At 74.2% G+C, this 19,123-nt stretch carries 15 protein-coding genes and 3 pseudogenes; 10 read left to right on the top strand and 8 right to left on the bottom strand.

Annotated features, from left to right (window positions below):
- Positions 1-23 precede the first annotated feature (23 nt).
- Together KPL59_RS27595 and KPL59_RS27590 are read left to right on the top strand one after the other, a co-directional pair.
- Complete coding sequence (locus tag KPL59_RS27595; RefSeq protein ID WP_226362497.1) at positions 24-929, top strand: M56 family metallopeptidase; 906 nt, start codon at positions 24-26, stop codon at positions 927-929.
- Complete coding sequence (locus KPL59_RS27590; RefSeq protein WP_226362496.1) at positions 926-1,708, top strand: hypothetical protein; 783 nt, start codon at positions 926-928, stop codon at positions 1,706-1,708. Before KPL59_RS27595 ends, KPL59_RS27590 begins: the two co-directional genes overlap by 4 nt.
- Here the strand turns inward: KPL59_RS27590 and KPL59_RS27585 are convergent.
- Together KPL59_RS27585 and KPL59_RS27580 are read right to left on the bottom strand one after the other, a co-directional pair.
- On the bottom strand, positions 1,696-2,865 hold the full coding sequence (locus KPL59_RS27585) for an oxygenase MpaB family protein (protein WP_226362495.1): 1,170 nt from the start codon (positions 2,863-2,865) through the stop codon (positions 1,696-1,698). The two genes, KPL59_RS27590 and KPL59_RS27585, sit on opposite strands and share 13 nt — an antisense overlap.
- Complete coding sequence (locus KPL59_RS27580; protein WP_226362494.1) at positions 2,862-3,569, bottom strand: TetR family transcriptional regulator; 708 nt, start codon at positions 3,567-3,569, stop codon at positions 2,862-2,864. Before KPL59_RS27580 ends, KPL59_RS27585 begins: the two co-directional genes overlap by 4 nt.
- Before the next feature lie 105 nt (positions 3,570-3,674).
- Between KPL59_RS27580 and KPL59_RS27575 the strand changes: the two genes are divergently transcribed.
- From KPL59_RS27575 to KPL59_RS27565, 3 genes and pseudogenes are all read left to right on the top strand, one after another.
- A complete protein-coding gene (locus KPL59_RS27575) occupies positions 3,675-5,069 on the top strand; it encodes a sigma 54-interacting transcriptional regulator (RefSeq protein WP_226362493.1) in 1,395 nt (464 codons plus the stop codon).
- A pseudogene (locus KPL59_RS27570) lies at positions 5,062-6,639 on the top strand (hypothetical protein); the annotation flags it as partial. The gene KPL59_RS27575 and the pseudogene KPL59_RS27570, both read left to right, overlap by 8 nt.
- A 106-nt stretch (positions 6,640-6,745) precedes the next feature.
- Positions 6,746-7,126: pseudogene (locus KPL59_RS27565) on the top strand (hypothetical protein); the annotation flags it as partial.
- A 29-nt stretch (positions 7,127-7,155) separates the two neighbouring features.
- Here KPL59_RS27565 and KPL59_RS27560 read toward each other — a convergent pair.
- From KPL59_RS27560 to KPL59_RS27550, 3 genes are read right to left on the bottom strand one after another with little or no spacing between them, the layout of a single operon-like run.
- Positions 7,156-8,037, bottom strand: coding sequence for an NAD(P)H-binding protein (locus KPL59_RS27560; RefSeq protein ID WP_226362492.1), 882 nt, complete (start codon positions 8,035-8,037; stop codon positions 7,156-7,158).
- A gap of 40 nt (positions 8,038-8,077) precedes the next feature.
- Positions 8,078-8,857, bottom strand: coding sequence for a transporter substrate-binding domain-containing protein (locus tag KPL59_RS27555; RefSeq protein ID WP_226362491.1), 780 nt, complete (start codon positions 8,855-8,857; stop codon positions 8,078-8,080).
- An 11-nt stretch (positions 8,858-8,868) separates the two neighbouring features.
- Positions 8,869-9,744, bottom strand: coding sequence for a LysR family transcriptional regulator (locus KPL59_RS27550; protein ID WP_226362490.1), 876 nt, complete (start codon positions 9,742-9,744; stop codon positions 8,869-8,871).
- A 78-nt stretch (positions 9,745-9,822) separates the two neighbouring features.
- Here KPL59_RS27550 and KPL59_RS27545 point away from each other — a divergent pair, with 78 nt between their 5' ends.
- From KPL59_RS27545 to mshC, 3 genes are all read left to right on the top strand, one after another.
- Positions 9,823-10,815: a bile acid:sodium symporter family protein gene (locus KPL59_RS27545; protein ID WP_226362489.1), complete on the top strand. Its 993-nt coding sequence runs from the start codon at positions 9,823-9,825 to the stop codon at positions 10,813-10,815.
- Positions 10,812-10,991, top strand: coding sequence for a hypothetical protein (locus KPL59_RS27540; protein WP_226362488.1), 180 nt, complete (start codon positions 10,812-10,814; stop codon positions 10,989-10,991). The genes KPL59_RS27545 and KPL59_RS27540 overlap by 4 nt, the downstream gene beginning before the upstream one ends.
- Before the next feature lie 87 nt (positions 10,992-11,078).
- The gene (mshC, locus tag KPL59_RS27535) at positions 11,079-12,317 is read left to right on the top strand and encodes a cysteine--1-D-myo-inosityl 2-amino-2-deoxy-alpha-D-glucopyranoside ligase (protein ID WP_226362487.1); all 1,239 of its coding nucleotides are present in this window, start codon (positions 11,079-11,081) and stop codon (positions 12,315-12,317) included.
- 147 nt (positions 12,318-12,464) lie between these two features.
- Here mshC and KPL59_RS27530 read toward each other — a convergent pair whose 3' ends face one another.
- The 3 genes and pseudogenes from KPL59_RS27530 to KPL59_RS27520 all read right to left on the bottom strand — a co-directional run bounded on the left by KPL59_RS27530 (position 12,465) and on the right by KPL59_RS27520 (position 14,495).
- Positions 12,465-12,734, bottom strand: coding sequence for a hypothetical protein (locus tag KPL59_RS27530; RefSeq protein WP_226362868.1), 270 nt, complete (start codon positions 12,732-12,734; stop codon positions 12,465-12,467).
- A gap of 88 nt (positions 12,735-12,822) precedes the next feature.
- Positions 12,823-13,518 (bottom strand): annotated as a pseudogene (locus tag KPL59_RS27525) (MFS transporter); the annotation flags it as partial.
- Between the two features lie 86 nt (positions 13,519-13,604).
- Positions 13,605-14,495 (bottom strand): PAC2 family protein, encoded by an 891-nt coding sequence (locus tag KPL59_RS27520; RefSeq protein WP_020625551.1) that lies wholly within the window; start codon positions 14,493-14,495, stop codon positions 13,605-13,607.
- Between the two features lie 99 nt (positions 14,496-14,594).
- Here KPL59_RS27520 and metH point away from each other — a divergent pair, with 99 nt between their 5' ends.
- Positions 14,595-18,287, top strand: a complete 3,693-nt coding sequence (gene metH / locus KPL59_RS27515) for a methionine synthase (RefSeq protein WP_226362486.1) — start codon at positions 14,595-14,597, stop codon at positions 18,285-18,287.
- On the top strand, positions 18,280-18,981 hold the full coding sequence (locus tag KPL59_RS27510) for an HAD family phosphatase (protein WP_226362485.1): 702 nt from the start codon (positions 18,280-18,282) through the stop codon (positions 18,979-18,981). The genes metH and KPL59_RS27510 overlap by 8 nt, the downstream gene beginning before the upstream one ends.
- Positions 18,982-19,123 lie beyond the last annotated feature (142 nt).

Here is a 19,123-nt window from a genome sequence, read left to right as displayed (position 1 = left end):
GCCCTCCGCGACGATGTGACGCGATGGAGCTGACCGCGCTCGGACTCGGACTGCTCGGCGTACTGCTCGCCGAGCCGGTCAGCCGTGCCCTGGCCCGGGCGCGCTGGCCCGGCCGCGACCCGGTCGGCGCGCTGCTGCTGTGGCAGGCCGTCGGGCTCGGCGGCGGCATCTCGCTGTTCGGTGCCGGGCTTGCCTACGGGCTCTCGCCGATGGGGGAGAGCCTGCCCTCGGCGGCCGCCGCGCTGGCGTCGTCGCTGTCGGCCGGGGAGTGGCCGGAGCAGATGGACCCGTTGCACGTCGGGGCGCTGCTCATCGCGGTCGGGGTGCTGCTGCGGCTGCTGTCGGTGCTGGTGATCACCACCGTGCGGACTCTGCGGGCCCGTCGCCGCCACCGCGACCTGCTCGACGTGCTCGCGTCGCCCTGGCCCTACGCCTCCGGTACCCGCGTGCTCGACCATCCCGTACCGGTCGCCTACTGCCTGCCCGGGCGCAGCTCCCGGCTGGTGGTGTCGGCGGGGGTGCTGGACGCGCTCGACACCGCCGGGGTCGTCGCGGTGCTCGCGCACGAGCGGGCGCACCTGCGCGAACGCCACGACCTGGTCGTGCTGCCCTTCGTCGCGTGGGGTGCGACGGCGCCGTTCGTGCGCGGCATGGTGCACGCCCAGCTCGCGGTGGCCCGGCTGATCGAGATGCGGGCCGACGACGTCGCCCGCAAGCTCTGCGACCCGACCGAGCTGGCGACCGCGCTCAAGGCCGTCGGCGGGTCCGCGCCGGCGGCGGCGCTGTCGTCGTTCACCGATGCGCTGGAGGCGCGGATCGACCGGATCACCGCGCCGCCGACCCCGCTGCCGCGTGTCGTGCACGGGCTGGTCCGGCTGGTCGCGGTCGCGCTGGTGGCGATCCCGGTGTGGCTGCTGGTGGCCCCGTGAGCGGCCCGGTCCGGGCGTTCCCCGGGGCGGAGGCGCTCGTGCGGGTGCACGCGGCGTCGCTGCCCCAGCCCGACCAGCTGGCCGGGCCGTTCGTCGCCCGGCTGCTCGTCGCCGCGCTCTCGCCGCTGCCCGCACCGACGGTGGCGGCCTTCGCCCACGCGGCGGGCACCCGGGTGCGGCCCGGCGACGACGTGGCGTCGCGGCCACCCGGGGCGCCCGCGGACGCCGACTACCTGCAAGGACTGCCGGTCGCCGCGGACGACGAGCCCTCCGGCACCCCGGTGTCCGGCCTCGGACGCGCGGTCGAGGAGTTCTCCGGCGAGTCGCTCGCGGCGGTCCCGGTGACCGGGGACTGGACCGGCGACCGGCTCGTGGGGCTGCTCGGTGCGGTCACCGGCGACGGCCCGGTCGGGGTGCTCGCGTCGCTCGCGACCGGTGAGCTGGGTGCCGCCGCGACCGCCGTCGCCGACCTCGACGCCGGGGCCCGCCCGGGGCCGGACTGGTCGGTCGCGCACGTCGTCGCGCTGTGGGGGCGCCGGGACGGCCCGGCCGGGCCGCTGCTCGCCGTCGCCGACACCTACCCGCAGCTCGGGTCGCCGGACCTCGGCCCGGGTCTGCACCTGCAGCCCGCGGACCGGGTCGCCGCCGCACTGGGCCACGGCGGAGGCATCGTCCTGGTCGGGCCGGACCGGCGGCGCGCCGCGCTGACCGGGGCCGTTGAGGCCGCCGGGCTGTCGTCGCGCTGGTGGGACGCCCCGGACCGACCTCAGGCGCCGTAGGCCTCGAACAGGGTGGGGCCGTCGTCGGCGAGTAGCGCCCGGGTCGCGGCGATGTTGCGGACCCGCACGGCTTCCAGCGACGCCGGGCTGCGCCGGACCCACCGGCGCTGCAGCGCGACCACCCGGCCCAGGACGGCGACGGCCAGCTCCCACCCGGGGCTGCGCCGCAGACCCAGCCCGGTGGTCACCGCGGCGCCGTGGAAGCGCCGGGCCAGTGCCTGCAACAGGCGCCGGCCGTGGGGCACGGGCAGGCGCAGCGGCTCGACGAGCAGCACGGCGACGGCCCCGATCAGCGCCCCGGCCAGGGCGCGTGACTCGGGGGCGGGCGGTCCGGTGACGGCGCTGACCAGCGCGTCGAGCTCCTCGGCCGCGGCGTGCGAGGTGACGTCGCGGACCAGCTCGGGGTCGATGCCGAGCTGGTGGGCCAGCAGCTGCCAGCAGGCGTAGACCTCGGTGATCTCGGCGGGGGTGAGCCCGAACCCGATCGTCGCCTCGGCCCGCATCGAGACGAGCGTGAAGTCCAGCCAGGTGCGGACCAGGTCGAGCTGGTTGACCGGGGTGCCGTGCACGGCCTCGTCGAGGCCGCGGTCGCGGGCGAGCACGCGCATGTGGGCGTGCAGCACGCGGACCTGCAGGGTGCTGACGTAGCCGGGGCTGCCGGGCCGCATGCCGCCGGGCAGGGTGGCGGCGAGCAGCCAGGCGCCGGTCTCGGTGAGGCGGCGCTCGGCGGACTCCACCAGCCGTCCGGTGGTGCCGAGCAGCACCGCGATCGACGGCGAGCCGTAGGTGCGCAGCAGTGCCCCCGCCGACAGCGACAGGGTGTGCACCGCGGGCGGCGCGGTGAACATCGGTCGGACCCCGGTGTCGAGGATCGCGGGGTCGGTGCCCGCGGGCACCGACTCGGCGGAGCCGAGCAGGGCCGCGATGGCAGGGGAGGGGTCGGTCAGCGAGGCGAGTCCCTCGCGGATGCCGCGCTGCAGCTGGGCGGTGAGCGCCCGGCCGCCGTCGCGGCCCGCGGCGCGGATCTCGGCGACGACGGCGTCGGCGAGCGGGTCGCCGGTGGTCCTGGCGCGCAGCGCGAGGTCGGCGCGTGCGGGGCCGAAGCGGGCGGCGACGGCGTCGCGGTCGGGCGCGCCGGGGGATCGGGTGGCGGTCACGGGAACCGGTCCTCCTGGGTCTCGGGCCGCGGCCGTCGGGTCCGGCGGCGGGTCTCGGGCCGGGGCCCGTGGCGGGTCTCGTCGCGGTCGTCGTCGGTGGGGAGCCCGGCTCCGGCGAGCAGCCGCGCCATCCGGGCCCGCAGCTCGTGCTCCGTCGGCGGTGCGGGGGCGAACACGGCGAGCGCGGACAGCCCGAAGACCCCGGCGAACAGCTCGCGGGCCCGTTCCCGGTTCCCGACGTGGTCCTGGATGAGGTCGATCAGGGCCGCGTCGGGTTCCGGGTCGGGCATCGGATCGGGTTCCGTGCCGTGCGGGCCGGTGGCGCCGCCGTGTCCCCGGGCGACGCGGACGCGCAGCTCCAGCATGGTCAGGAACACCGGGCGGCGGGGGCCGAGCAGGTCGGCCAGGTAGGCGGTGCAGGCGTCGAGCAGGGTCAGCTCGCCGGAGCGGGCCCGGCGCGTGAGCTCGCCCAGCCGTGCGACGGCGTCGCGCTCCAGCTCGACGACGACCGCCTCCAGCAGCGCGTCGACGGTGCCGAAGTGATAGGTCGCCGCCGCGGCGGAGGCGCCCGCACGGTCCGCGACCTGGCGCAGCGTGAGCCGGTCGAAGCCGTGGGCGACGACGACGTCGACGGCGGCCCGCACCAGCGCGCGACGGGTGTCGGCGCCGCGTCGTCGTCGTCCGTCGGGGCGGGCATCGGCCATACCCGACAAACTATCTGTACAGCCAGACAGATTCCAGTCCGGTCCCGCGGAACATCGTTCCGCGACGACGCGCTGCACCCCGGGAGCGGGCGTAGCGTGGAGAGCGTGCCCGTCACACCTGACCTTCCCCGTACCGTCGGCGCACTGCGTGCGTCCGGCCACGTACAGCGCCCTGTGAAGCACGAGATCCGCGACAACCTCCTGGCGGCCCTGCGCGAGGGCCGCGACCCCTGGCCCGGCATCGTCGGCTTCGACGACACCGTCGTCCCGCAGCTGGAGCGGGCCCTGATCGCCGGCCACGACCTGGTGCTGCTCGGTGAGCGTGGCCAGGGCAAGACCCGGCTGCTGCGCTCGCTGGCCGGGCTGCTCGACGAGTGGGCCCCGGTCATCGAGGGCTCCGAGATCGGCGAGCACCCCTACGAGCCGATCGTGCCCGCCTCGATCCGGCGCGCCGCCGAGCTCGGCGACGACCTGCCCGTCGCGTGGGTGCACCGCGACCACCGCTACACCGAGAAGCTCGCCACGCCCGACACCTCGGTCGCCGACCTGATCGGCGACGTCGACCCGGTCAAGGTCGCCGAGGGCCGCTCGCTGGGCGACCCCGAGACGATCCACTTCGGGCTCGTCCCGCGGTCGCACCGCGGGATCGTCGCCATCAACGAGTTGCCCGACCTGGCCGAACGGATCCAGGTCGCGCTGCTCAACGTGATGGAGGAGCGCGACATCCAGGTCCGCGGCTACACGCTGCGGCTGCCGCTGGACGTGCTGCTCGTCGCGAGTGCGAACCCCGAGGACTACACCAACCGCGGGCGGATCATCACCCCGCTCAAGGACCGGTTCGGCGCCGAGGTCCGCACCCACTACCCGCTGGAGCTGGCGCCCGAGGTCGAGCTCGTCGCGCAGGAGGCCGACCTCGTCGCCGAGGTGCCGCGACACCTGCTCGAGGTCGTCGCCCGGTTCACCCGGCACCTTCGCGACTCCTCCGCGGTCGACCAGGGCTCGGGGGTGTCGGCCCGGTTCGCCGTGGCCGCCGCCGAGACGGTCGCCGCGGCGGCGCTGCGTCGTGCCGCGCTGACCGGGGAGGAGACCCCCTACGCCCGCCCGGTCGACCTGGAGTCGGTCCCCGCGGTGCTCCGCGGCAAGATCGAGTTCGCGTCGGGGGAGGAGGGGCGCGAGGACGAGGTGCTGGAGCACCTGCTGCGCCGCGCCACCGCCGACACCGCCCGGTTCGCGCTCCGCGTCGTCGACCTCGACGAGCTCGCCGACGCGGTCTCGACCAGCCCGGTCCGGACCGGCGAGCGGATCCCGGCGAAGGACGTCGTCGCCGCGCTGCCGCAGGTCGACGCGCTCACCGAGATCGCGGCCAAGCTGGGCGCCTCGGGCACCGAGGACCCGGGGCCGATGGCCTCGGCGGCGGAGCTGACGCTGGAGTACCTGTTCCTGACCCGCAAACTGGCCAAGGACGAGAGCGACGACGGAGACACGGTGTCGTATGGCTGATCCCAGGCGTCGTCGCCGCCGTTACGCCTACGGCCCCTACGCCGGCGGGCCCGACCCGCTGGCGCCGCCGTACGACATCCGCGCGGCGATGGACCAGATCGGCCGCGACGTCATGGAGGGCTCCTCGCCGCGGCAGGCGCTGCAGGAGCTGCTCCGCCGCGGTCTCGACGGGCGACGCGGCCTCGACGACCTCACCCGCCGGGTATGGGAGCGGCGCCGCGACCTGCAGCGCGACAACCGGATCGACGGGACGCTGCAGGAGGTCCGCGAGCTCCTGGCGCGGGCGCTGGACGCCGAGCGGGAGTCGCTGGGCAGCGAGGACTCCGACGACGCGCGGTTCCGCGAGATGCAGCTCGACGCCCTGCCCACCGACACCGGCGGCGCGGTGCGCGAGCTGGGTGAGTACGACTGGCGCTCCTCCGACGCCCGCGAGGCCTACCAGGAGATCCGCGACCTGCTCGGCCGGGAGATGCTCGACCAGCGCTTCGAGGGCATGAAGCAGGCGATGCAGAACGCCACCCCCTCCGACGTCGAGCGGATCAACGCCATGCTCGACGACCTCAACGACCTGCTCGACCGCCACGCCCGCGGCGAGGACACCACCGAACGGTTCGCCGAGTTCATGCGCGAGCACGGCGAGCACTTCCCGGAGAACCCGCAGAACACCGAGGAGCTGGTCGACGCGCTCGCCGCCCGGGCCGCCGCGGCCCAGCGGATGATGAACTCGATGTCGGCCGAGCAGCGCGCCGAGCTGGCCGAACTGGCCCAGCAGGCGTTCGGCGACCCGCGGCTGGCGCAGTCGCTGGCCCGGCTCGACGCGCAGCTGCAGGGCCTGCGCCCGGGCGAGGACTGGTCGGGGAAGGGGAACTTCCGCGGCGAGAACCCGATGGGCATGGGCGAGGCGACCCGCGCCCTGGAGGAGCTGGGACAGCTCGACGCGCTGGCCGAACAGCTGGCGCAGAGCTACCCCGGTGCGCGGATGGAGGACATCGACCTCGACGCGCTCACCGAGATGCTCGGCCCGGAGGCCGCCGCCGACGCCCGCACCCTGGCCGAGCTGGAACGCGAGCTGCAGCGCCAGGACCTGTTCCGGCGCGCACCCGACGGCTCGCTGCTGCTCTCGCCGAAGGCGCTGCGCACGCTCGGGCAGTCGGTGCTGCGCGACGTCGCCGACCGGATCTCCGGGCGGTCGGGGCAGCGCGACACCCGGCGTGCCGGGGCGGCGGGCGACGCGACCGGGGCGACCCGGCCGTGGGCCTTCGGGGACACCCAGGCCTGGTCGGTGCCCCGGACCCTGCTCAACGCCCAGCTGCGCCGCGCCGGTGGCGACGACCGGGCACTCGACGTGTCCGACGTCGAGATCGTCGAGACCGAGCAGCGCACCCGGGCCGCCGTCACGCTGCTGGTCGACACGTCGTGGTCGATGGTCGCCGAGGGCCGGTGGGTGCCGATGAAGCGCACTGCGCTGGCCCTGCACCAGCTCATCTCCACCCGGTTCCGCGGCGACGACCTCTCGCTGATCACGTTCGGCCGGCACGCCCAGACCGTCGACCTGGCCGAGCTGATCGGGCTCATCGACTGTTGACAAAGTATCCGGTACTAGCTCATACTGATTTAGATGCGTATAGCGCGAGCTGCCGAGTACATGGGCATGTCGGTGGTGGGTGTTCGGAAGGCTGGAGGGCGTGTACATGCAGGGCACCAACCTGCACCACGCCCTGCTCCTGGCCCGCGAACGGCTGGCCCGCCAGCCCGACGCGACGCCGGTGGTCCTGGTGGTGAGCGACGGCGAGCCGACGGCGCACCTGGAGCGCGACGGCGAGGCGTTCTTCGACTACCCGCCCAGCCCGTACACCCTGCGGGCGACCGTGGACGGGCTGGACAAGCTGATCGGGATGGACGCGGCGTTCACCTTCTTCGTGCTCGGCGACGACCCGGGGCTGCTGTCGTTCGTGAACCGGCTCGCCCGCCGGGCCGGGGGACGGGTGGTGCAGCCCGACCTCGACGGTCTCGGCGCCGAGGTGGTCTCGGACTACCTGCGCCGCCGCACCGGCTGAGCCGCAGCAGCGTCGGCGGCCCGCTGTGGTCAGGCGGGTTCCGGGGCGCGCAGGTGTTCGGCGGCCCAGCTCCGCAGGGTCGTCGGGGTCGTCGAGACCGCGTCGCGGCGCTGCTCGGGCACGTACCCGGGGACGGCGAGCCCCTCCGCCATCCCGGCGACCGCGTCGACCTCGGCCGGGGTCATCCCGGCCCCGGCCAGGATCTCCCGGAACTCCCGGCTCCCGAGGGGCACTGCACGGACCGGGTGGCCGAGGACCTCGGTGAGCACCGCCGCGGCATCGTCGAACGTCAGGTCCGCCGGCCCGTGCACCGCCTGGACCAGCCGCCCCGACCACACCGGACCGAGCAGCCGCACCGCGGCGACGGCGGCGATGTCACCGGGCGCCACCCACGGCAGCGGATGGTCCGGCGGCCACGGCGTCGACAGGGTCCCGCCGGCGAGCTCGTCGGCCGCGTGCAGCAGGTTCGACATGAAGTAGCCGCACCGCAGGTGCAGCACCGGCGCACCGGTCGCGTCGAGGGCCTGTTCGGTCGCGGCGAGGCCGTCGATGTCCCCCACCCCGCGACGCAGCTCCGCCCCGCCGCTGCTCTGGAACACCGTCGCGCTGATCCCGTTGCGTCGCACCGCCTCCGCGACGGCGGCCGCGCAGGCCGCGTGGTGGGCGAGCGGGTCGGTGCCGGGTCGGCCCGGCGGGTTCACCCAGTACAGCCGGTCCGCGCCCAGGGTGGCGCCGACGACGGCGTCGGCGTCGGTCTGGTCCGCGACCACCGGCTCGACCAGACCGGCCAGGTCGGGTGGCAGTCGTGCCGGGTCGCGGAGCAGGGCCACCGGCCGGACCCCGGCCTGCACGAGCAGGCGCAGCACCCGGGAGCCGACGGTGCCGGTCGGTGTCGTCACGACGATGCGCATGCCCGCACCGTCGCACAGGGGTCCGACAGCGGGTGTGGGGTCAGCCGAGCCAGGGGCGGGCGAGGCGGTCCCAGGTGCCGTCGGTGCGGGCGGTGCGCAGCCAGTCGTTGACGCGGGCGGCGAACACCGGATCACCGGGCGGCATCAGGTAGGCCTTCTCCGAGTCGGTGAACGGGGCGTCGGGGTGCACCGCGCAGAGCACCCCGGGGTGCCGGGCGGCCTGCCAGCGGGTCTCGATCGCGTCGGTGACCATCAGGTCGGCGCGGCCGGCCACGATCTCGTCGAAGATCGTGGAGTTGTCCGGGTGGTCGACGATCGTCGCGCGGGTGAAGGTCTCCCGGGCGAAGCGCTCGTTGGTCCCGCCCGGGTTCACCACGACCCGCACGCCGGGCCGGTCGATGTCGGCGACCGTGCCGTAGCGGGCGACGTCGGGGCAGCGCACGATGGGCGTCTTGCCGTCGCGCAGGTAGGGCTCGGTGAACACCGCCCGCGCCGCGCGGTCGGGGGTGACCGAGATGCCGCCGACGGCGATGTCGCAGCGCCCGGCGACGACGTCGTCGAGCAGGGTCGCCCAGGCCGTGCGCACCGGCTCGGCCCGGGCGCCGAGCTCGGCGGCGAGGTCGCGGGCCATGTCGATGTCGATCCCGGACCAGGTGCCGTCCGCGGCCAGCGCGGTCAGCGGCCGGTAGTCACCGGTCGAGCAGACCCGCAGCACCTGCGACGACACGACCCGCTCCAGCGTCGGGGACCCCGGCGCGGCGGGCGCGGCGCACCCGGTGACCAGCAGCAGGAGCAGCAGGACGATCGGCAGGCGGCGCACGGTCCGGGACCCTAGCCGCCGATCGGGGGAGTCCAGGACTCCGGACGGAGGTCGGCCGAGCGGATGCTGCGGACCAGCGCCTCGGCCGGGCCGCTGCGGCGTCGTCCGTGCGCCAGCACCACGTCGACCGGACCCAGGTCGGGCAGCCCGGCGTGGTCGGCGACGACCTCCAGCCCGTCGGGGACCAGCGTCGCGGCGTGCGCGAGCACCCCCAGCCCGGCGAGCGCGGCGGCCCGCAGCCCGGACAGGCTGCCGCTGGTGCAGGCCATCCGCCACGGCCGCCCCACGGCCTCCAGGGCCCCGACGGCGGCGGTGCGCGACAGGCTCGGCGGGGGATAGGCGACGACCGGCACCGGGTCGCCGGGGCCGAGCGGCAGCCCGGGCGCCCCCACCCAGACGAATCGGTCGCGGCGCACGACCAGCCGGCCGTCGTCGGGGCCGGGCAGGCGCTTGGCGAACATGAGGTCCAGCTCCCCGGCGGCGAGGCGGCGTTCGAGGTCGCCGGCGAGGCCGACGGTCAGCTCCAGGTCGACCTCGGGGTGGCGACGGCGGAAGTCCGCCAGCACCGCGGGCAGCCGGGTCAGGACCAGGTCCTCCGACACCCCGAACCGCACCCGGCCGTGCACCCGCGAGGCCCGGAAGTGCGCCATCGCCCGGTCACCCGCGTCGAGGATAGTGGCGGCGAACTCCAGCATCGCCTCGCCGTCGACGGTGAGCGACACCGAGTGGGTGTCGCGTTCGAGCAGCGGGCGCCCGACCGTCGCCTCCAGGCGTCGCACGTGCTGGCTCACGGTGGACTGGCCGACGCCGAGGCGCGCGGCGGCCCGGGTGAAGCTGCGGGCGCGCGCGACGGCGGCGAAGGACCGTAGCTGCACGGGGTCGAGCACCCGGTCATCGTAGTTCGCGGACACAGTCATGGTGATCAGCCGGTTTCCCGATCGGAACCCGGCTTGCAGGATGGAACCATGCGTGTCCGTCCCGACCCCTTCCTGGTGCTGCTCCTCGTGACGGTCGGTGTCGCGTCGCTGGTCCCCGCGCGCGGCGCGGCCGTCGGGGTGGTCGACGTCGCCGTCACCGCGGCGATCGCGCTGCTGTTCTTCCTCTACGGCGCCCGCCTCTCGGCCGCCGAGGCACTGGGCGGGCTGCGGAACTGGCGGCTGCACGGCACCGTCCTGGCGGCCACGTTCGTCCTGTTCCCGCTGCTCGGGCTGTCGGTGCTGCTGCTGCCGGAGTGGCTGCTGCCCGCGCCGCTCGCCGCCGGGGTCGTGTTCCTGTGCTGCCTGCCCTCGACCGTGCAGTCCTCCATCGCCTTCACCGGCGTCGCCCGCGGCAACGTGCCCGCCGCGATCGTCGCGGCGTCGGTGTCGAACGTGCTCGGTGTGGTCCTCACCCCGGTGCTGGCCGCGCTGCTGCTGGCGACCAGCGGCGGCTTCGACGCGTCGAGCTTCGGCGACATCGCGTTGCGCCTGCTGGTGCCCTTCCTCGCCGGGCAGGCCGCACGGCCGCTGATCGGCCGGTTCGTCGCCCGGCACCGGACACGGCTCGCGCTGGTCGACCGCGGATCGATCCTGCTGGTCGTCTACGCCGCGTTCAGCGAGGGCGTCGTGGCGGGGATCTGGGGACGGCTCACCCCGGTCTCGCTGCTCGTGCTGCTCGGGATCTGCCTGGTGCTGCTCGCCCTGGTGCTCGCCGCGACCGCGTACGGGTCCCGCGCGCTCGGGTTCGACGACGCCGACCGCATCGCGATCGTGTTCTGCGGCTCGAAGAAGTCGCTGGCCAGCGGACTGCCGATCGCCGGTGTGCTGTTCGGCGGCCCCGCCGGGGCGCTGGTGGTCCTGCCGCTCATGCTGTTCCACCAGATCCAGCTGATGGCCTGCGCGGTGATCGCCGAGCGGGTCGGCCGGCGTCGCGCGGCCCTCGACACCGAGCAGGTCGCCGGAGCACCATCGCGGGCGTGACGCCGTCCGCCTGCCGCCTCTGCGGCACCCCCGGCCCCGACGACGCCGGGGTCGCCGCCGTCGCGGGCTGGGTGACCGACCGCGACGAACGCGGCCGGGACGGGCGGCTCTGCCCGGCCTGTGCCCGCCGCCACGTCCGCGACATCGAGTCCAAGCTCGACCACCGGTGGTGGTGACCGGCGCCAGGGCCTCGCCGGAATCTGCGACGGGCACCGCGCGTTCGCATGCGTGACCGCTTCCGAGAGCTAGGTAGGTTTGACCGCATGGAGACCTGGGCCCCGACCGACGTCCCGGCACTGGAGGGCAGCGGCCCGCCGCTGCGCCTGCACGACACCGCCACCGGCCGGGTCCGGCCCACGGCGCCCGGCCCGGTCGCGACGATGTACGTCTGCGGGATCACCCCCTACGACGCGACCCACCTCGGCCACGCGGCCACCTACCTGACGTTCGACCTGGTCAACCGCTACTGGCGCGACCTCGGACACGACGTGCACTACGTCCAGAACGTCACCGACATCGACGAGCCGCTGCTGGAGCGCGCCGAGCGCGACCAGGACGACTGGGTCGTGCTGGGCCTGCGCGAGACCGCCCTGTTCCGCGAGGACATGGAGGCCTTGCGGGTGCTGCCGCCGCGGGAGTTCGTCGGCGCGGTCGAGGCGATCCCCGAGATCGCCGAGCTGGTCGAGAAGCTCGTGGCCTCCGGCGCGGCCTACCGGATCGACGACCCGGAGTACCCCGACGTCTACCACGACGTGTCCGCCACCGGGCACTTCGGCTACGAGTCGAACTACGACCTCGACACCATGCTGGCCTTCTCCGCCGAGCGCGGCGGCGACCCGGACCGGCCGGGCAAGCGCAACCGGCTCGACCCGCTGCTGTGGCGCACCGCGCGCCCCGGTGAGCCGGCCTGGGACTCGGGTCTCGGGCGCGGTCGTCCCGGCTGGCACGTGGAGTGCGCCGCGATCTCGCTGAACCGGCTCGGCCCGCAGATCGACCTCAACGGCGGCGGCTCGGACCTGATCTTCCCGCACCACGAGTGCGGTGCCCTGCACGCCGAGTCGCTCACCGGTGAGCACCCGTTCGCCCGGCACTACGTGCACACCGGCATGATCGGTCTCGACGGCGAGAAGATGTCGAAGTCCAAGGGCAACCTGGTCTTCGTCTCCAAGCTGCGCAACGCCCGCGTCGACCCGAACGTCATCCGGGTCGCCCTGCTCGACGGGCACTACCGCACCGACCGGGTCTGGACCGACGAGGTGCACGCGACCGGCGACCGGCGGGTGACCCGCTGGCGCGAGGCCGTGGGCCTCGACGCCGGACCGGACGCGACCGAGCTGGTCGCCAAGGTGCGGACCCACCTCGCCGACGACCTCGACACCCCCGGTGTGCTCGCCGCCGTCGACGCCTGGGCCGAGGAGGCGCTGACCCGCCGCGGCACCGACACCGCGGCCCCGCAGCAGGTGCGCACCGCGCTGGACGCGCTTCTCGGGGTGCAGCTGTAGATCGGCTGTAGACCAGATGAGGACCGCGCGGCCCGCGCCGCACTGAGCGCAGGTGCGGCGCCGCCGGTGGTGCCGGAGGCCACCCACGCCCGCACCTCGGAACGGGTCGCGCTCGGCGACCTGCGGGCGCACGCCGTCGGGCGGGCCTCAGACGCGGCGCGCCCGGTCGACCGCGAGGACGGCCGGCGCGCCCGCCGCGAGCAGCGCCGCCGGCGCGAGGAAGGCCACGAGCGGGTCCGCGTGGTACACCGGCGTCAGCGCGACCGGCGACGCCGCCGTCCCGGCGAAGCGGACCGCCTGGACCACCGACACCGCCCCGCCCCCGCCGCCACCGGCCGGACCGAGGACCAGCGCGTTCACCCCGACCAGGACGAGCTGGCTGCACACCCCGCCGACCGCCCACAGCGCGACGACCACCCCGAGCCACGGGACCAGCCCGATCGGCCGCGACGAGCACGCCGCCGACGACCGACCCGGCCAGCACGCAGCGCCGCGCCCCGAACCGGTCCACCGCCCCGCCGATCACCCGCGCGGTCAGGATCCCGGCGACCCCCAGCGCGGTCAGCACCAGCCCGCGTGGCCCCGACCCGAGCCCGAAGACCTCCTCCAGCCGCAGCGCGAGCAGGAAGTTCAGCCCGGCCAGGCAGCCCCAGCCGATCCCGGCGACCAGCCCGAGCCGCAGCACCGGGCCGGTCCAGGCCGCTCGCAGCCGTGGCCGGGGGTCGCCGTCGGACGGCGACCCGCCGCCGGGGATGCCGATCACCGCCAGCACCAGGGCCACGCCCGCGGCGCCCCAGAACGCCCACCGCCAGTCCACCTCCGCGGCCAGCCCGCCGACCAGCGGCGCCGAGGTCTGCCCGGCCGCCTGCAGCGACCCGAACCAGCCCAGCACCCGGCCGAGGCGGTCCGGCTCCACCGCGGCGGCCAGCGCCGCCAGAAGCAGGGGAGTGGTGAACGCGTTCGCGACGCCCTGCAGTGCCCGCCCCGCCAGGAACAGGGGCCAGGACACCGCCAGCACGCAGACCAGCGAGGCGACGACGTAGAGCGCGTACCCGGCGACGACGGTGCGCCCCCGCCCCCAACGGTCGCCGAGGGTGCCCGAGACGAGCATGACCCCGGCGAACGGCAGCAGGTACGCGGTGATCGAGACCGACGCGGTCGCCGTCGGGACGCCGAACTCGGTGCCCAGCTCGGGCAGCATCGCCGCGGTCATCCCGCCGCCGAACGGGCCGAGGAACGCCCCGGCGAACAGCGCCCCCCGGCGCAGGGCGGTGACCACCGGCCGGGTCAGGAGTTGGGGCCGCGGCGGCGCAGGTAGCGCTCGAAGTCCGCCGCGATCGAGTCCCCGGAGGTCTCGCGCAGCTCGGTGCGGGCCTCCTCGTCGTCGGACTCCGAGGCCTGCTCCTCCAGCTGGCGGACGTACTCGCGGACCTCGTCGTCGGCGTCGGCCATCTCCGAGACCGTCCGCTCCCACTCCTCGGCCTTCTCCGGCAGCACCCCGAGCGGCACCTCGACGTCGAGGGACTCCTCGATCCGGTGCAGCAGCGCGACCGCGGCCTTGGGGACCTGGGCCTGCGAGACGTAGTGCGGCACCTCGGCCCAGTAGGAGACGGCCGGGATGCCGGCCTGCACGCAGGCCTGCTGGAAGACCGCGACGATCCCGGTCGGGCCCTCGTAGTTCGACGGCTCGGTGCCCATCGCCTTCTGCGACTCCGCGTCCCAGGACGTGCCGTTCACCGGCGTCGGCCGGGTGTGCGGGACCTCGGTGAGCAGGGCCCCCAAGGTGATGACCTTCGTCACGCCGAGACGCTCCGCGTGACCCACGAGCTCGGCGCAGAACGTCTTCCAGCGCAGGTTCGGCTCGATCCCGTTGACCAGGACGACATGGCGGTCGGTGCCCGGCAGCGTCGCCCAGGACAGCCGGGTGGTCTGCCACTCGATCCGTCGGGTGACACCGTCGGCGAGCTTGACGTGCGGACGCGTGACCTGGAAGTCGTAGTACTCCTCTGGATCGATCGAGGTCAGAGGCTTCGCGTCCCAGCTGAGCTCGAGGTGCTCCAGCGCGGTGCTCGCGGCCTCACCGGCGTCGTTCCATCCCTCGAACGCGGCGATGAGGACCGGATCGACCAGGTGCGGAGTGCTGTCGCCACCCGTGATGCTCGGCTCTCGGTCGGTCATCTCCCCAGCCTACGACCCCGCGGGCGCGGGGCCTGGTCGCTACCCCTCCAGCAGGTACCCTGGGGGATCGTGTCATCTACGACGGGAGCGGATCACTCGGTGGGCACCTCGGCGCACGACAGCACCCTCCGCCCGGTCGACCCCGAACGGGTCCGGCGGGCTGCGCAGCGTACCGAGCAGCTGACGGAGCTCCTCGGCCGTCGGATCGCTGTGATCGACGGCGCCTGGGGCACCGTCATCCAGGGCCTCGGCCTGACCCCGGAGGACTACTCCGCGGACTGGCTGAAGGGCCACCCCAAGGACACCAACGGCGACCCGGACCTGCTCAATCTCACCCGTCCGGACCTGATCCTCCAGGCGCACCGCAACTACTTCGACGCGGGCGCCGACCTGACGACGACCAACACCTTCACCGCGACCACGATCGGCCAGGCGGACTACGGCCTGGAGTCGAAGGTCGACCAGATGAACGTCGCCGCGGCGCGGCTGGCCCGCGAGGCCGCCGACGAGGCCGAGAAGGCCACCGGCGAGCCGAAGTGGGTGGCCGGCTCGATCGGTCCGCTGAACGTCACGCTGTCGCTGTCGCCGAAGGTCGAGGACCCCGCCTACCGCGCGGTGTCCTACGAGCAAGTCTACGACTCCTACGCCCAGCAGATCGCCGCGCTCGACTCCGGCGGCGTCGACATCCTGCTGATCGAGACCATCTTCGACACGCTGAACTCAAAGGCCGCGCTGCAGGCCGCGCACGACGTCGCCCCGCACCTGCCGGTGTGGATCTCGGTGACCATCGTCGACCGCTCCGGGCGCACGCTGTCCGGGCAGACCGTCGACGCGTTCTGGACCTCCGTGCGTCACGCCGCGCCGCTCGTCGTCGGGCTGAACTGCGCGCTGGGCGCCGACGAGATGCGCCCGCACGCCGTCGCGCTCGCCGAGATCAGCGACGCGTTCGTCGCCACCTACCCCAACGCGGGCCTGCCGAACGCCTTCGGCGGCTACGACGAGACCCCCGAGCAGACCGCGGACTACCTCAAGGAGTTCGCCGAGTCCGGGCTGGTCAACATCGTCGGCGGCTGCTGCGGCACCGGCCCGGAGCACATCCGGCACATCGCCGACCGGGTCAAGGGGCTGCCGCCGCGGGTACCGGCCGAGCCGCCGCAGCGCACCCGCTTCTCCGGTCTGGAGCGCTTCGAGATCGGCCCCGACACCGGCTTCGTGATGATCGGTGAGCGCACCAACGTCACCGGGTCCAAGCGGTTCCGCAGGCTCATCGAGTCCAAGGACTACAACGGCGCGCTGGACGTCGCGCTGGACATGGTCCGCGGCGGCGCGAACATGCTCGACGTCAACATGGACGCCGACCTGCTCGAGTCCGCCGACGAGATGCGCACCTTCCTCAACCTGCTGGCCACCGAGCCCGAGGTCGCCCGGCTGCCGATCATGATCGACAGCTCGCGGTGGTCGGTGATCGAGGCCGGCCTGCAGTGCGTGCAGGGCAAGGGCGTCGTCAACTCGATCAGCCTCAAGGAGGGCGAGGAGCCCTTCCTGGAGCAGGCCCGCAAGGTCAAGGCCTACGGCGCGGGCGTCGTCGTCATGGCCTTCGACGAGGACGGCCAGGCCGACACCGCCGACCGCAAGGTCGAGATCTGCGGACGCGCCTACGACCTGCTCGTCGAGAAGGCCGGGCTCGACCCGCACGACATCATCTTCGACCCGAACATCCTCGCCGTCGCCACCGGCATGGAGGAGCACAACGACTACGCGAAGGCCTTCATCGAGGCCTGCCCCCGGATCAAGGAGCGCTGCCCCGGCGCCCACATCTCCGGTGGCGTCTCGAACCTGTCCTTCGCCTTCCGCGGCAACAACGTCGTCCGCGAGGCCATGGACTCGGCCTTCCTGTTCCACGCCATCAAGGCCGGCCTGGACATGGGCATCGTCAACGCCGGCCAGCTCGCGGTCTACCAGGACATCCCCGCCGACCTGCTCGAGATGGTCGAGGACGTCCTGTTCAACCGCCGGCCCGACGCCACCGACCGGCTCGTGGAGAACGCCGACCGGTTCAAGGGCGAGGGCACCCAGCGCAAGGTCGACCTGACCTGGCGGGAGAACGACGTCCGCGCCCGCCTGGAGCACGCCCTCGTGCACGGCATCGTCGACTTCGTCGAGGCCGACACCGAGGAGGCCAGGGCGCAGGCCGCCCGGCCGCTCGACGTCATCGAGGGCCCGCTGATGGACGGCATGAAGGTCGTCGGCGACCTGTTCGGCGACGGCAAGATGTTCCTGCCCCAGGTCGTGAAGTCCGCCCGCGTGATGAAGCGCGCCGTCGCCTACCTCGAGCCCTTCATGGAGAAGGAGAAGGAGGAGGCCAAGGCCCGCGGTGAGATCGACACCCGCGGCAACGGCAAGGTCGTCATGGCCACGGTCAAGGGCGACGTGCACGACATCGGCAAGAACATCGTCGGCGTCGTCCTGGGCTGCAACAGCTACGAGGTCATCGACCTCGGCGTCATGGTGCCCGCCCAGACCATCCTCGACACCGCCGTCGCCGAGGGTGCCGACGTCGTCGGGCTGTCCGGCCTCATCACCCCCTCGCTCGACGAGATGGTCAACGTCGCCACCGAGATGGAGCGGCGCGGCCTGAAGCTGCCGCTGCTCATCGGCGGTGCCACCACCTCCCGCCAGCACACCGCGGTGAAGATCGCCCCGCAGTACCAGGGCACCGTGCTGCACGTCCTGGACGCCTCCCGGGTCGTCGGGGTCGTGTCCGACCTGCTCGACGACGACCGCGCCGAGGCCCTGTCCGCGCGCAACGACGACGACCAGCAGCGGCTGCGCGAGCAGCACGAGGGACGGCAGGCCAAACCCCTGCTGCCCTTCGCCGACGCCGTCGCCAACCGCGAGGTCGTCGACTTCGGCGAGCTGCCCGTCCCGGAGTTCACCGGGGTCCGGCCCTGCGAGCCGACGATCGCCGAGCTCCGTGAGCTGATCGACTGGCAGTTCCTGTTCCTGGCCTGGGAGCTGAAGGGCAAGTTCCCGCAGATCCTGAACTCGCCGGTCGCGAAGGAGCTCTACGACGACGCCAACGCGATGCTCGACCAGATCATCGCCGAGGACCGGTTCACCGCCCGCGGCGTCTACGGCTTCTGGCCGGCCCACGCCGAGGGCGAGGACATCGTGATCTCGCCCGACGGCGGCGACGTGCGGCTGCCGATGCTGCGCCAGCAGACCGTCAAGCCGGCGGGGCGGGCCAACCGGAGCCTCGTGGACTACGTGGCGCCCGAGGGGGACCACCTCGGCGCGTTCGCGGTGTCCATCCACGGCGCCGAGGACATGGCGGCCGAGTTCGAGGCCGCGCTCGACGACTACAAGGCCATCATGGTGAAGGCGCTGGCCGACCGGCTCGCCGAGGCCTTCGCCGAGTACGCCCACCGGCAGGCCCGTCGCGAGTGGTTCGAGCCCGACGCGAACCAGGCCGTCGAGGACCTGCACGCCGAGCGGTTCCGGGGCATCCGGCCCGCGTTCGGCTACCCGGCCTGCCCGGACCACACGCTCAAGCGGCCGCTGTTCGACCTGCTGGGCGCCGAGGAGACCGGCGTGGGGCTCACCGAGTCCTTCGCCATGACCCCGGCGGCCGCGGTCAGCGGCATGATGTTCGCCCACCCGGAGTCGCGGTACTTCACCGTCGGCCGGATCGGGCCCGACCAGGTCGCCGACTACGCCGGCCGGCTCGGCGTCGACGTCGCCGTCGTCGAGAAGTGGCTGCGCCCGAACCTGGGCTACACCCCCGATGCCTGAGCCGACGACGATCCGGCCCGCGGGCGTGCTGCTGGACATGGACGGCACCCTGATCGACTCGGAGAAGGTGTGGGAGGTCGCCCTCAACGACCTCATGAAGCACCTCGGCGCCCCCGAGCTGAGCCTCGGGGCCCGGCTGGAGTCCGTCGGCGGTTCGCTGGACTCGTCGCTGCGGATCTGCTTCCGGGAGGCCGGACGCGACCCGGACACCGTGCCCGCCGACGAGTACCGCGAGACCGGCGAGTGGCTCTACGACCGCGCCGGTGAGCTGTTCACCCACGGCGTGCCGTGGCGGCCGGGCGCCCGGGAGCTGCTCACCGCGCTGCGCGAGGCCGGCATCCCGGCCGTGCTCGTCACCAACACCATCCGGGTGCTGGTGGAGCGGGCGCTGGAGACTCTGGGCCGGGAGCACTTCGTCGCCGTCGTGCCCGGCGACGAGGTGCGCGAGCCCAAGCCGCAGCCCGAGCCCTACCGGCGCGGTGCCGAGCTGATCGGGGTCGACCCCGGCGACTGCGTCGCGGTGGAGGACTCACCGACGGGTGCGCTCTCGGCGGAGCGGGCCAGCTGCGCGGTGCTGGTGGTGCCCTGCGAGCTCGACGTGCCGGCCGGACCGCGCCGGGTGCTGCGCGAGACCCTCGCCGGGGTCGGCCCGGCCGAGCTCGGGGCGGTCCTCGCGGAGGTCCGGGCCCGCTGAACGGCGCAGGCACCGGCGTGAGCGGGCCGTTCGCGGCGATGAACGGCACCGCACCCGGGGGTTGCTCACTCCGGGTGAACCACCCGGCGCGGTCCGTTGCCCACACGGCTTACCGCCCCGGATGCGCCCGGCATGCGGCGTA

It is taken from the genome of Pseudonocardia sp. ICBG1142 (genome assembly GCF_020496255.1).
In the GTDB taxonomy this organism is placed as follows: Bacteria; Actinomycetota; Actinomycetes; order Mycobacteriales; family Pseudonocardiaceae; genus Pseudonocardia.
Note: the sequence above shows the minus strand (reverse complement) of the source record. Positions and strands in the feature narration are given on the sequence as shown.